Origin of the sequence: Flavobacterium galactosidilyticum, from assembly GCF_020911945.1 — a bacterium.
GTDB classification, from domain to species: Bacteria; Bacteroidota; Bacteroidia; order Flavobacteriales; family Flavobacteriaceae; genus Flavobacterium; species Flavobacterium galactosidilyticum.
On record NZ_CP087135.1, the window covers coordinates 135,424 to 148,087 of the forward strand.

The 12,664-nt window shown below is 33.8% G+C and carries 8 protein-coding genes; 1 reads left to right on the forward strand and 7 read right to left on the reverse strand.

What is annotated here, in order from left to right; translation table 11 throughout:
• Window positions 1-49 precede the first annotated feature (49 nt).
• Together LNP27_RS00530 and LNP27_RS00535 are read right to left on the reverse strand one after the other, a co-directional pair.
• Window positions 50-277 (reverse strand): CDGSH iron-sulfur domain-containing protein, encoded by a 228-nt coding sequence (locus LNP27_RS00530; RefSeq protein WP_229942605.1) that lies wholly within the window; start codon window positions 275-277, stop codon window positions 50-52.
• Window positions 278-324: 47 nt separating this feature from the next.
• On the reverse strand, window positions 325-1,329 hold the full coding sequence (locus LNP27_RS00535; RefSeq protein WP_229942607.1) for a TlpA family protein disulfide reductase: 1,005 nt from the start codon (window positions 1,327-1,329) through the stop codon (window positions 325-327).
• A 243-nt stretch (window positions 1,330-1,572) separates the two neighbouring features.
• On the opposite strand from LNP27_RS00535, the gene LNP27_RS00540 reads away from it, so the two are divergent.
• Window positions 1,573-2,082: a pyridoxamine 5'-phosphate oxidase family protein gene (locus LNP27_RS00540; RefSeq protein WP_229942608.1), complete on the forward strand. Its 510-nt coding sequence runs from the start codon at window positions 1,573-1,575 to the stop codon at window positions 2,080-2,082.
• Window positions 2,083-2,145: 63 nt separating this feature from the next.
• Here LNP27_RS00540 and LNP27_RS00545 read toward each other — a convergent pair whose 3' ends face one another.
• The 5 genes from LNP27_RS00545 to LNP27_RS00565 form a co-directional block, all read right to left on the reverse strand.
• Window positions 2,146-3,591 (reverse strand): peptidoglycan endopeptidase, encoded by a 1,446-nt coding sequence (locus LNP27_RS00545; RefSeq protein ID WP_229942609.1) that lies wholly within the window; start codon window positions 3,589-3,591, stop codon window positions 2,146-2,148.
• Window positions 3,592-4,298: 707 nt separating this feature from the next.
• Window positions 4,299-6,560, reverse strand: coding sequence for an aconitate hydratase (locus LNP27_RS00550; RefSeq protein ID WP_229942610.1), 2,262 nt, complete (start codon window positions 6,558-6,560; stop codon window positions 4,299-4,301).
• A gap of 339 nt (window positions 6,561-6,899) precedes the next feature.
• Window positions 6,900-9,671 (reverse strand): bifunctional aconitate hydratase 2/2-methylisocitrate dehydratase, encoded by a 2,772-nt coding sequence (locus LNP27_RS00555; RefSeq protein ID WP_229942612.1) that lies wholly within the window; start codon window positions 9,669-9,671, stop codon window positions 6,900-6,902.
• 329 nt (window positions 9,672-10,000) lie between these two features.
• Window positions 10,001-10,954 carry an AAA family ATPase gene (locus LNP27_RS00560; RefSeq protein ID WP_229942614.1) on the reverse strand — a complete coding sequence of 318 codons (954 nt, stop codon included), beginning with the start codon at window positions 10,952-10,954 and terminating at the stop codon, window positions 10,001-10,003.
• Between the two features lie 118 nt (window positions 10,955-11,072).
• Window positions 11,073-12,509 (reverse strand): peptidylprolyl isomerase, encoded by a 1,437-nt coding sequence (locus LNP27_RS00565; RefSeq protein WP_229942615.1) that lies wholly within the window; start codon window positions 12,507-12,509, stop codon window positions 11,073-11,075.
• Between the last annotated feature and the right edge of the window lie 155 nt (window positions 12,510-12,664).

Sequence of the window (12,664 nt, forward strand, 5' to 3'; positions counted from 1 at the left end):
TATTAAAAAATAGCAATTAATCTAAACTGTTTCAAGAAAACATACTTTCTTAATTCGTTTTCATTGGAGGCAAATCAAATGCTTCACACTCATGCTCAAAATTATTACGGTGCGAACCATCACAGAAAGGCTTATTCTTTGATTCTCCACAACGACAAAGTCCTAAAGCAGTTCTGCCTCCTAAACCGAATACATTTCCCTGGCTATCTGTTATTTCAAAATCACCTTCGATTTTTATAGAACCATTTCGGTTAATTGTCAATTTTGTTTTACTCATTATCTTTTGATTTAATTCTAAAATTATTAATATATTAAACGATAATATTAGTTAAGTAATGCGTCAAACTCAGCTTCAATTGTTGGGCTTGAAGGTCTTGGAGCATCAGCTTTAACAATATTTCCATTTGGATCAATCAAGATAAATCTCGGAATTCCTGTAATATTATAATCCTTTACAAATTGAGAATTCCAATCTTTGTCAGCGAAAACCTGAACACCACCTAGTTCTTTATCTTTAATTAACTTTCTCCATTTTTCAACATCTTTTACTTGATCAATAGAAAGACTAACGAAAACAATATTTTTTTGATGGTATTTCTCTTCTAATTTTTTTAGAAAAGGAATTTCTGCACGACAAGGAGCACACCAAGTAGCCCACACATCAATGTAAACATATTTACCTCTAAAATCTTCTAGTTTAGTCTTTCCTCCCTTGTAATTGTCATAGTCAAAAGTTGGAGACGGCGTACCATTCATTTTTTTTGTCATCAAAGCTTCTTGATGATACTTGCTTAAACCAGCTATTGATCTATCGATGCTCTTTTTTTGTAATTCAATAAAATTAGGATCTAATTTTTTGTTTTCTAAAGCCAATAGATCAGCGGCCTTTTTTTCGTTGACGCGAGCGGTAAAAACCTCTTGGCTTGATGCCAATAGAGAGTCATAATCATATTTTGCTTCTTCAACGCTGTTCTTCGCAAGCATATTATTCTCTAAAGATCCTTTGCCAGTGTATACTATTGATTCGTCGAAATTTTTAGCATCCATTTTAAGGTTTAGGTCGTATCCATTTTTAAGAAACAATTGAGTGTATTCCTTTCCATCAAATAACATGTAAAATCCTTCTGCAACTTCAAAGGAATCCTTAAAAATACCATTTTTGTCCACGGCAATCTTCTTGATTTGCTTACCATTATTTCTATCTAGAAAACTGATCGTATCTGTATTTCTGTTGGCAATTTCAGCCTTAAAATTTAAAGCAGTTTTGCTTTGCCCTATCGCATTTGCAGCACTTATAAATGCTAATGCGATAAAAAGTACTTTTCTCATGGAGTTATGTTTTAATTAGTTGCTCAAAACTAAAATATTAATTTGACGTGATATTAACAATTAACAAAAAATTAATGGCAGAAATAAAAAAAAGAGTACATATTCTTTATATTACACTGTATGAAGTTAAAGCACTGAAAATCTGAAACTTTTATTTCAAATTCTGTAACACAATATGCACTTTAGTTAACCAACTTTGTAAAATACTAAAGAGTAATTATTAATTATTTAAAAATAAATATCATGAGCGATAAAGAAAATAAATATATGATAGAAGGAATAGACAAATTAAAGAGCTTAGTTAAAGATATAACTATGTGCCTTTTTTGTACCAACATAGAAAACAATGATGGATCAACAACTAGACCAATGAGTGCCGTTCATGTCTGCGACCAAGGAAACATTTGGTTTTTCGATCAGAAGAATAGCGATAAAAATAAAGAAATAGAACAAGATCCGAAAGTTCATTTATTTTTTGCACATCCAGGTAAAGGCAGCTATATGGTTGTGAATGGCGAAGCATCAATTGTTATAGATCAACAAAAAATTGATGAGTTATGGAACCCTATAGTGGGTATATGGTTTAAAGACGGTAAGGACGACCCAAATATTGCTCTAATTAAAGTAGCTCCTAAAAGTGCTTATTTTTGGGACACAGATGGGAATCAGATGATCAACTTTCTCAAAATGGGAGTATCTGTAGTGACCGGCACCAATCTAATTAGTGGTAATCAAGGTGAAATAATAGTTTAAAAAATTAAAAAAAAACGCTTCAGGTAATTTGAAGCGTTTTTTATAAAAACATGTTTTACAAATCTACTGTAATACTCTATTGATTTGACTAAAATTTTTCTGGTAATATCTTTCTTTAGTTGAAGAGATAATTACTCCATTACTTACTGATGAGTGGATGAATTTAATTTCTCCCTCGTTTACCTCAACTACCATTCCTACATGATTGATTTGGCTTCTACCATTAGTTTTAAAGAAAATTAAATCTCCTTTTTGCGCTTCCTCAGTACTTATTTTGGTACCAATACTTGATTGTTCACGTGAAGTCCTTGGTAATTTGATATCAAATGCACCATACGTAGTTAGCATCAATCCTGAGCAATCAAATCCTGATTTTGAAGTACCGCCAGTTCTATATCTTGTGCCTATATTTTCTGAAGCTTCCTCTATCAACTGATCTAGAAAAGCAGTATTATGAAACGATTGTACAGAACGATTATTAAAATCAATTTTAGAATTTAGAATTTCGCTATTAGAACTGTTACCCGAAACAGCAATTTTTGATTCTTCGGCAGGTAAATTTGGACCGCTAATAGTCAGTTTATGACCAACAAGAAGTTTTCTTTTAATCTCCGGATTTTGCTTTTCTAATTCTTGCACTGTAATCCCGTATTGCTTAGCAATCGCGTATTTTGTTTCTTTTGGCAATACCTCTCTAACAATAGTTGAAATGGAATTGTTTTCGATTACTGTATTTGCAGCAACTGTATTATTTTCCTTTTGTGGTAAATCAACTTTAGCTACAGCTAACTTCTCTTCTATTTTAGATAATTCTTTCTTTTCCTCTGCTGCAACTACTGTTTCAGCAATTGGCTGAGGATTTCCTGGAATATTGATTTTCTGACCTACTCTAAGAGACTTAACACCTAATTCAGGATTTACTTTGTCAAATTCCTTAATCGTTATTCCGTATTTTTTTGTAATTGAATATTTAGTTTCTTTTGGTTGAACTTCCCAAACAAATGTTGTGGGACTTTCAACAGCAGTTCGAATTATTTCTTGTTTTTGTGGGGTCGTTTTTGTGGTTGTAACAACTGCGATTTCACTTTTGATTGCCGCAGCAGGAACATTTATTTTTTGTCCAATCTTTAAATCTGTAGAGGCTAAAATTGGATTCAATTGACTTAATTCATTAACTGAAATTCCGTATTGCCTTGCGATTCCGTAAAGTGTTTCTTTAGCTAGTACTTCATGTTCTGAAGCGGGAATATTTTGTACTACAGGAGTAGTTGCTGATTTGTTATTTGACTTTTGTAAAGCTGAGACAGGGATTAATAAAACAGAATTAAGTTTTAAAAGTTTTTTGGCACTAGGATTTAATTTAAAAATTTCGCTTTGCTTAACATCATACTTGGTAGCAATACTCGAAATGGTTTCCCCTTTTATAATAGTATGCTTTATATTTTTTTCCTGTGCAAAAAGGAACATGCTATTCAAAAAAACTATTGTGACAATTACTCTTAGACTCATATTCATTTATTTCAAATTACTTACCCCATGGTATTATTACTGATGATTTCGGGATATAATTATTAAATTTCGACACCATGTGCTCCTCAAAGATATGTAGGAAACAGTTTTTGCATATTTGACGTTAAGATTAAAAAACAAAAAAATGTCCGCTTTTATACCTTAAAAAAATCATAATAATGCAAAAAGGCTAATTTAAAACAATTAATCAAAAAAACGACTCTTTTACTTCAAAACTTTTTAAAATTCTTATATAATAACTGCTTTTTCGACTTTTAATTATGTTTTAGAAACAAAATTAAATCGCTGTTATTACTTCATAAGACAATCCTTTTTTACAAATTGCCGATTTGAATATTTTATTTAATTCGAAATTAAACTTGGTTTTTTATTAATCAAATTCTGAGAACAAGCTTCTATTTAAGGATTTTCAATAAAACTGCGAATCCTAGCCCTGATGAAAGTGGAAAGCCTTTTGAAGTGGAATTGCATTTTTTCCTGATTAAAAAGAGCGACAAGAGGAAGCTCCTTTTAATCAGGAAAAAAGCAATTACACGAAAAAGCTTGCAACGGACAGCAGGATAAGCTTCTAAAACAAAGTGAACAAAAAAAGTGCTTAGAAATTAGAAACAGTTTTTGAATACTGTTTCTAATTTCTAAGCACTTTCTATTTTATCGAGTCTCGTAAAATAAACCCGCAAACTTTATTATGCTTCGGCAGCAATTAAATTTAAAGCTGAACCCGCAACGAACCAACCAATTTGCCCTTCATTATAGGTATGGTTTGTCATAATAACATCTGAACTTCCATCAGCATGAACGAATTCGAGTGTTAACTGTTTCCCCGGAGCAAATTCTGTTAAATCTAAGAAATTGATGGTATCATCTTCTTGAATTTTATCATAATCTGATTCGGAAGCAAAAGTCAATCCTAACATCCCTTGTTTTTTCAAATTTGTTTCATGGATACGAGCAAATGATTTGACCAAAACCCCTTTTACACCAAGAAAACGAGGTTCCATAGCTGCATGTTCACGAGAAGAACCTTCACCATAATTGTGATCTCCCACTACAATTGAAGGAACATCTGCCGCTTTGTAAGCGCGTGCTACAGCGGGAACAGCGTCATAAATACCTGTTAATTGATTTTTGACAGAATTTGGTTTTTGGTTGAACGCGTTGATCGCGCCAATGAGCATATTATTAGAGATATTGTCCAGATGCCCACGGAAACGCAACCACGGTCCTGCCATCGAAATATGATCTGTTGTACATTTTCCAAAAGCTTTTATAAGCAATTTTGCGCCCGTGATATTTTTTCCATCCCAAGGTGCAAATGGAGCTAATAATTGCAGTCTTTCAGAAGTTTCACTTACAATTATTTCAACACTGGAGCCGTCATGCGCGGGAGCTTGAAAACCAGGATCAACAACATCAAATCCGTTAGGTGGTAATTCATCTCCGGTTGGCTCTTCTAAACGTACTTCCTCTCCATCCTCATTAATTAAAGTATCAGTCAACGGATTAAAACCTAAATCTCCTGCAATCGCCATAGCGGTAACCAATTCTGGTGAACCCACAAAAGCTAATGTATTTGGATTACCATCGGCTCTTTTTGAAAAGTTACGGTTAAAAGAGTGAACGATTGTATTTCTTTCCTCTTTCTCTGCTCCTTCTCTATCCCACATTCCGATGCACGGTCCGCAAGCATTAGCAAAAACTGTAGCACCAATTTTCTCGAAAGTGTCAATAAATCCGTCACGCTCAATGGTGTAACGAATAGTTTCAGAACCGGGATTTATGGTAAACTGCGCTTTTGTTTTTAACTTTTTATTTGCAACTTGTCGCGCTAGTGAAGCCGCACGCGAAATATCTTCGTAAGAAGAGTTTGTGCAAGAACCAATTAAACCCACTTGAATTTGCATTGGCCAATCGTTTTTAATGGCTTCTTCTTTCATTTTAGAAATTGGAGTGGCTAAATCAGGAGTAAATGGTCCATTTAAATGAGGCTCCAATTCAGATAAATTAATTTCGATTACTTGATCAAAATATTTCTCTGGTTCAGCATACACTTCTGCATCACCAGTTAAATATGGGGCAATTTCATCAGCAGCATCAGCGACATCAGCTCTATTAGTCGCACGTAAATAACGACCCATTGAAGCATCATACCCAAAAGTTGAAGTGGTAGCTCCAATCTCTGCACCCATATTACAAATTGTTCCTTTACCAGTACATGACATTGCAGTAGCGCCTTCGCCAAAATATTCAACGATAGCGCCAGTTCCTCCTTTTACAGTAAGAATTCCTGCTACTTTAAGAATCACGTCTTTTGGTGCGGTCCACCCAGAAAGTTTTCCTATTAGCTTAACTCCAATTAATTTAGGAAATTTTAATTCCCATGCCATACCTGACATGACATCTACTGCATCAGCACCACCAACACCAATAGCTACCATTCCTAAACCACCTGCATTCACCGTATGTGAATCCGTTCCAATCATCATTCCTCCTGGAAATGCATAATTTTCAAGAACTACTTGGTGAATAATTCCAGCTCCTGGTTTCCAAAAACCAATACCGTACTTATTTGATACTGAAGACAAGAAATCGAAAACCTCATTGCTTTGTGTTTTGGCTCGAGCCAAATCTTTCTCTGCACCTACTTTTGCTTGGATCAAGTGATCGCAATGCACGGTTGTAGGTACCGTAACTTTAGGTTTACCAGCATGCATAAATTGCAACAGTGCCATTTGAGCAGTTGCATCTTGACAAGCCACTCTATCAGGCGCAAAGTCAACATAATCAGCACCTCTAGTAAAAGCTTGCGTAGGCTTTCCTTCCCAAAGATGGTTGTAAAGAATTTTCTCCGTTAAAGTAAGTGGTCGTCCAACTATTTTGCGTGCTGCATCAACACGACTTGTCATGTTAGAATACACTTTTTTAATCATTTCAATATCAAAAGCCATAGTATATAGGTATAAATGTTATTAAATTTTAAACATTACAAGTTACAAAAAATACTAGAGCGCACAAAAATTAAGAGTTGCAATGTTTCTAAACAAAAAGTTAAACTATTGATTAATAAAAATGAGGAAAATGAACGTAGTTTTTTTTACTTCAATCAGAAGGTTAGCGCAATATAAACTCAGCATATATGATCTTATTAATTTTATAAAATTTTCATTTTCACCATATTATTGCACCTTATTTAAATAGCATTTACATTACATTTTAAACACATTATAAGTATAAAAAAAAGCCTGAGTCAAACTCAGGCTTTCCTATAAAAAATAATTTATGGCGTCTTATTTAACCAACAATCGATGAGATGGTGCAAATTGAGTAAGATTAATACCTTTTACAGCAGCTTTATATTCCTCAATATTAGGCGTTCTTCCTAAAATAGTAGATAATACAACCACAGGTGTTGACGAAAGCAAAGATTCTCCCTTTTTACCGTCAGCATCTTCAACCACTCTACCTTGGAAAAGTCGCGTAGAAGTTGCCATTACAGTATCTCCTTTTTCTGCTTTTTCTTGGTTACCCATACAAAGATTACAACCAGGACGCTCTAAATATAGCATCTTTTCGTATGATGTACGTGCAATCCCTTTCGGAGCATTATCATCAAACTCAAAACCAGAATATTTCTGTAAAATATCCCAATCCCCTTCTGCTTTTAATTCATCTACAATGTTATAAGTTGGAGGCGCCACTACTAATGGTGCTTTAAACTCAACCTTACCATATTGTTCGTCAATATTCTTAAGCATTTGAGCAAGAATCTTCATGTCCCCTTTGTGAACCATACAAGAACCAACAAATCCAAGATCTACTTTTTTAACTCCACCATAAAAAGACAACGGTCTAATGGTATCGTGTGTATATCTTTTAGAAACATCAGCATTATTCACATCTGGATCTGCAATCATTGGTTCATCAACTATATCTAAATCAATGATTACTTCAGCATAATACTTAGCAGTAGCATCTGGAACTAAAGCAGGTTTTGCACCTGATTTTATTTCCTCGATTCTATTATTAGCGATGTCAATTAATCCTTGAAGAACTTGTTTTTCATTATCCATTCCTTTGTCGATCATGATCTGAATTCTACCTTTTGCAATTGCAAGTGATTGAATTAAAGTATCATCTTCTGAAATACAAATAGAAGCTTTCGCTTTCATCTCTGCAGTCCAGTCCGTAAAGGTAAACGCCTGATCAGCAGTAAGCGTGCCTAAGTGAACCTCGATAATTCTACCTTGGAAAACATTCTCTCCACCAAAAGTTTTAAGCATTTGAGATTGAGTAGCATGAACAACATCACGGAAATCCATGTAGTTTTTCATCTCGCCTTTGAACGTCACTTTCACTGATTCCGGAATAGGCATTGACGCTTCACCAGTAGCAAGTGCCAAAGCAACTGTTCCCGAATCTGCACCAAAAGCAACCCCTTTGGACATTCTTGTATGAGAGTCACCACCAATAATGATTGCCCACTCATCTACAGTAATATCATTCAAAACTTTGTGAATTACATCGGTCATTGCAGGATATTCTCCTTTAGGATCACGAGCCGTAATTAAGCCAAAGTCATTCATAAATTTCATCAATCTAGGAATGTTTGCTTTCGATTTATTATCCCAAACCGAAGCAGTATGACAACCTGATTGATAAGCACCATCAACGATTGGAGAAATTACAGTTGCAGCCATTGACTCTAATTCCTGAGAAGTCATCAATCCCGTTGTGTCTTGCGAACCAACAATATTTACTGTTACACGAACATCAGAACCAGCGTGTAAAACTTTACCTGGAGTATTCCCAACCGCATTTTTATTGAAGATTTTTTCAACCGCTGTAAGTCCTTGACCGTCTATAGAAACTTCTTTTGATGGAGCAAATACTGGAGCAATAGCAATACCTAAAACCTTAGAAGCAAAAGTTTGTAATTTTTTCCCGAAGACAATCGCATACGAACCACCAGCTTTTATAAATTCCATTTTCTGAGGTGTAAATGCCTTAGAAATATCAATTAGCTCATGGTTACCATTATATAATTTCTTTGTTTTTGTATTAATAGTAAGTACGGTTCCTGTCGCAACAGAATACGATTGCTCTAATATAGGCTCCCCATTTTCATTACGGATAGGATTACCATTTTCGTCTATTTTTTTAACCCAGTTTTTAAGGTCAAGACCTATACCACCAGTTACATCAACCGTAGTAAGAAAAATTGGAGATATACCATTTGTTCCAGCTACAATTGGAGCAATATTAATAAACGGAACATAAGGGCTTGCTTGTTTTCCAGTCCAAAGCGCGACATTGTTTACACCAGACATCCTTGACGAACCCACACCCATTGTTCCTTTTTCAGCAATTAACATCACGCTCTTATCAGGATGTTGTGCTTTTAAAACCTCAATTTCAGCTTGTGCTTCAGGAGAAATTAAACATTTCCCGTGAAGTTCACGATCTGAACGAGAGTGCGCTTGGTTCCCTGGAGACAATAAATCTGTTGAAATATCTCCTTCACCAGCTACATAGGTAACTACTTTAATTTCTTCTACAACTTCTGGAAGTTTAGTAAAAAACTCAGCCTTAGCATAACTTTCTAGAATTGCTACAGCAACTGTGTTTCCTTTCTTGAAAGCTACTTCTAAACGATTCGTATCTGCTTCATACAAGAAGAATTGTGTTTTAAGAACTTCCGCAGCATCATTTGCAATAGCAGTATCATTTCCTAAAGCTAAATCTAGCAAAACCTCAATTGAAGGACCACCTTTCATGTGAGATAATAATTCAAAAGCAAAAACTGGAGTGATTTCTTTAACCGCAGAATCTCCCAAAATAATTTCCTTCAAGAAGCTTGCTTTTACTCCTGCAGCAGGCGTAGTCCCTGGAACAACGTTATAAATAAAAAACTTAAGAGAATCTTCTCTATTGGCATTATCTACATCTTTAATTTGTGTTATGATCGTGCTTAACAATTCAGCACCATCAATTGGCTTCGGATGAAGCCCTTGCGCTTTTCTTTCCTCGATTTCTTTTAGATAATCGTTGTAAATGTTCATATTAGCAGTATTTTCAATGTTAAAGGCTTTTTATTTTGATAAACTCAAAATAAAAAGCCAGAATATATAGGTGATTTTTATTTGTGATACAAATTTAGTTATTTCAGGTGATATTAGAAAGAATTTAATAAAACTCGTTATTCTAAAACTTATTATTACAAATAATTAGTTTTCTTAATGTATTATTGAGAAAAACCTAAAATATTAATATGATTTTAATTAATTGACAATTTTAGACTTAATCTGTGACATTTTTAATATAAAACATCACTGGAAAATCTAAAAAAAGCATAACTATATCGTTTTCTTTGACCGGAATTCTGTCGAAATTAAATCAATTTAGCAATGATCATTTCCTCTGTAATTCCTTCTGCATCGGCTTTGTAATTTTTAATAATTCGATGACGCAAAATTCCAGTCGCAACTGCTTTTACATCTTCAATATCGGGAGAGAATTTTCCGCTAAAAGCAGCATTGGCCTTTGCCGCCAAAATTAAATTTTGTGACGCTCGTGGTCCTGCACCCCAATCTAAATAATTTTTAACAAATTCGTTAGACAATGGATTATCGGGCCGCGTTTTACTTACCAGCGAAACAGCATATTCAATCACATTATCCGCAACAGGAATCCTACGAATTAAGTGTTGGAAATCAATGATTTCTTGCGCCGTAAACAACGGACTTACAGTAGTTTTTGTATCTGATGTAGTTCGTTTTACTACTTGAACTTCCTCCTCGAAAGAAGGATATTCTAACTTTATAGCAAACATAAATCGGTCTAATTGCGCTTCAGGTAAAGGATAGGTTCCCTCCTGTTCTATAGGATTTTGAGTAGCTAAAACAAAGTAAGGCAAATTTAACTTATAATTTACGCCTGCACTAGTAACAGAACGTTCCTGCATCGCTTCAAGCAAAGCCGCTTGAGTTTTAGGTGGCGTTCTATTAATTTCGTCAGCCAAAACAATATTAGAAAAAATTGGTCCTTTTATAAATTTAAAATTCCGACTTTCATCTAAAATTTCACTTCCTAGAATATCCGAAGGCATTAAATCTGGCGTAAACTGAATTCTTTTAAAATCCAAACCCAATGCTTGAGCTAGCGTATTCACCATTAATGTCTTGGCTAACCCAGGAACTCCAACTAACAAAGCGTGACCACCTGAGAAAATACAAAGTAAAATTTGATCTACTACAGCATCTTGTCCTACAATGATTTTCGCGATTTCGTTTTTTAAGTCGTTTCTCTTCTGGACTAAGTTCTGAATTGCTACTACGTCTGACATGTATAAAGTATTTGAAATTAAAAAGAGTTAGCTTTATGAATTCATAAAACTAACTCTTTTTCTTTATCTAACGAAAATTATTCTACACTAATCTACAACTAAAGTGCTAAAAAATAAACTATTTCTTAAGCCAATTATTAGTGAAATCACAATCTCTATATTCACCAATAATTTTTATATAAGTTTCTTTAATTTTTTCATCAAACCATTTTCCGATAGCAGTGATTTGTTTACTTTTCAAAGCTAAATCTTTTATTTTGATGTAATCTTTTGCATAATCAGCAGCATGTTCATCAATTCTATTAGTAACAGTAATCAATTTGAATTTCTTTTTACCTTCTTCTCCTTGATCTAGAATTGGAGCTGAAATTTGATTTGTTTTCAAATTAGAAACTTGACTATAAAAAGCAGGATCCATTTTAGTCAATTCAAAACGCGTATCTTGGGTTTTTGGATTAATTAACGCACCGCCATTCGCTCTTGTTTCTTTTTCATCAGACAATGTTCTGGCTGCTTCTGCAAAAGTGATTTCTTTATCTTCAATTCTTTTCTTAATCAAAGTAATTTTATCTTTTGCTTCAGTTAGAGCGGCTTCAGTAACTGTAGGAGTCAATAATATATGACGTAATTCTACATCTTTTCCTTTTATTTTTTCAACATAAATAATGTGAAAACCAAAATCAGTTTCAAATGGTGCAGATATCTCACCTTCCGCTAAGCTAAAAGCAACATCTTTAAATTCTTTTACAAATGGTGTTTTGCGATTCATTTTGTAAAATCCACCATTAGCTCTTGATCCAGGATCTTGCGAATACAAAACCGCTTTTGTCGAGAAACTAGAACCCTCTTCTATTTCTTTTTTGAAACCATTTAATCTATCAATAACTTTTTGCTTATCATCTGCTGAAACTTTTGGAGTGACAACAATTTGCGCAACTTCTAATTCTACACCAAAAAATGGTAAATCACTTTTAGGAATTGTTTTAAAATAATTACGAACTTCCTCAGGAGTTATTTCGACCGCATCAACGATTTTTTTCTGCATTTCAGAAGTTAATTTTCCTTCTTTCAAAATATCTGAAAAATAACTTCTAAACTCTTCTTCTGAGTCTTTTTTGTAATACTGAATTACTTTTTCCATAGAACCAATTTGCTCTACCATGTATTGCAAACGGTCTTCCATCATTCCCTTAACCTCAGCATCAGTGACAACAATACTATCTTGAACCGCTTGATGAGCATATAATTTATCTTCTAATAATTTTCCTAGCATCTGACATCTAGTAATATCCTTCACAGAACCTCCTTGTGCAGAAATTTCAAGAAATGACTTATCAATGTCTGAATCTAAAATAATATAGTCACCTACTGTAGCAATTACACCATCAATTTTTAGCTTACCCGTAGTAGATTGTTTCTTTGCAACGGGAGTACTTACAACAGAATCTTTAATAATTTCTTGAGCACTAGTGATAAAACTTGTGAAAATTAAAAATAAGAAAATAAGTGAAAATCTATTAACATTGAATTTCATTGGTATTTTGTTTATTGGCATTGGTATAATTTAATTATAAATGTAAAAATCGTATTTGTATAGTTCTAAATTAAGCTGTAAGGCCAATTTATTGGCAAATATACACTTTTAACACCCAAGATAATGAAGTGAATTAAACAATACAATTCCTTCGTCTCTTTTAAATTTAAAACGAA

Coding starts and splice junctions, on each gene's coding strand:
- LNP27_RS00530 (WP_229942605.1), bottom strand. CDS start 277: ATGAGTAAAACAAAATTGACAATTAACCGAAATGGTTCTATAAAAATC.
- LNP27_RS00535 (WP_229942607.1), bottom strand. CDS start 1,329: ATGAGAAAAGTACTTTTTATCGCATTAGCATTTATAAGTGCTGCAAAT.
- LNP27_RS00540 (WP_229942608.1), top strand. CDS start 1,573: ATGAGCGATAAAGAAAATAAATATATGATAGAAGGAATAGACAAATTA.
- LNP27_RS00545 (WP_229942609.1), bottom strand. CDS start 3,591: ATGAGTCTAAGAGTAATTGTCACAATAGTTTTTTTGAATAGCATGTTC.
- LNP27_RS00550 (WP_229942610.1), bottom strand. CDS start 6,560: ATGGCTTTTGATATTGAAATGATTAAAAAAGTGTATTCTAACATGACA.
- LNP27_RS00555 (WP_229942612.1), bottom strand. CDS start 9,671: ATGAACATTTACAACGATTATCTAAAAGAAATCGAGGAAAGAAAAGCG.
- LNP27_RS00560 (WP_229942614.1), bottom strand. CDS start 10,954: ATGTCAGACGTAGTAGCAATTCAGAACTTAGTCCAGAAGAGAAACGAC.
- LNP27_RS00565 (WP_229942615.1), bottom strand. CDS start 12,509: ATGCCAATAAACAAAATACCAATGAAATTCAATGTTAATAGATTTTCA.